This is a genomic window from Micromonospora sp. AMSO1212t (assembly GCF_008868145.1).
Classification (GTDB): domain Bacteria; phylum Actinomycetota; class Actinomycetes; order Mycobacteriales; family Micromonosporaceae; genus Micromonospora; species Micromonospora tulbaghiae.
The window spans coordinates 1-1,185 of the sequence record NZ_WBKS01000253.1; the positions used below are offsets into that span (position 1 = coordinate 1).

Consider the following 1,185-nt stretch of genomic DNA (forward strand, 5'->3'; position numbering starts at 1 on the left):
CCCTCGTCCTCGGGCCCGGCCTCGTGGTTGATCAAGGAGTTTGTGTCAGGTTCAGGGCTGGATCGGGACACAAACCCCTTGATCACCGCCGAGGTCGGTCGGGTGGGCCGGTGCGGGTGCTGGGAGAGGGGCGCCTCAGCCGCGGTGATCAAGGAGTTTGTGGCTTGGGGAGGGGCTGGTGGGGACACAAACTCCTTGATCAACGCTGTGCCGGGTGCCGGGTGCCGGGTGCCGGGTGCCGGGTGCGGAGACAGGTGGCCGAGCCGGGGCGGCGTCAGCTGGGGCGGCGACGGCGCGGGCGGGAGCGAGGGCCGGCCGGGGTCAGCGTCAGGGACCAGTGGGCCGGGTGACGTAGCCCTGGCGGCAGCACCGTGCGGTGGTCGCCGCGTGCGGCGTCGAGCTGCGACTGGTGCGTGAACAGGCACTCGCCCAGGTCCGCGCCGCGCAGGTCGGCCCCGCGCAGGTCCGCGCCGGTCAGGTCGGCGGCGCCGAGGCGTACGCCCCGAAGGTCGGCGCCGATCAGGCACGCGCCGCGCAGGTTCGCCCCGGTCAGCGGGGTGCGGCGCAGGTCCACCCCGATCAGCATCGCGCCCCGGCGGTCCGGGCCGGCCCGTCCGGCGCGGGCCTGTTCGGCGGCGCGGGACAGCAGGCGGTTGGCGCGCTCCCGGTGCGCGTCGACGTCGAGGGCGAGCAGTTCGTCAGGGGTGCCGTCGGTGAGCCGGCCGGTCTCGTCGAGCGCGGAGGTCAGTTCGTCGCGCAGCGGCCCGGGCCGGGTCAGGCGTACCGCCTCGGTCAGGTACCACAGCAACTCGTGCAGCGGTCGCAGCACCGCGAACGTGCCGAACATCCGCTGCGCGGTGGCCGGGTCGGCGCGCCAGTCGCGGCCGGCGAACGTGTGCTGGGTGAGGTGCTGACCGGCGCCGAAGCAGTCGAAGACGGTGCACCCGGGGAAGCCGCGTTGCCGCAGCTCGGTGTGGATGCCGCAGCGGAAGTCGGCGCGCAGGTTCGGGCAGGGCCGCCCGGCGGGCTTGTCGACGGCGAAGTCGGACGACGCGGTGAACGCCGGCGCGACGCAGCACACCCCGGCGCAGCGCGAACAGTCCGCCCGCAACTCCCGCCCGCCCTCGCCCGCCACCGGCCCGTCCACCCCCACAGTCTCCGCTCCGAACACTGCGCCCCATTCTC

The 1,185-nt window shown here is 74.8% G+C and carries 1 protein-coding gene; it reads right to left on the reverse strand.

Annotated elements, in window-relative coordinates; translation table 11 throughout:
• Positions 1–274 precede the first annotated feature (274 nt).
• A complete protein-coding gene (locus F8279_RS29675; protein ID WP_151501709.1) occupies positions 275–1,135 on the reverse strand; it encodes a pentapeptide repeat-containing protein in 861 nt (286 codons plus the stop codon).
• Positions 1,136–1,185 lie beyond the last annotated feature (50 nt).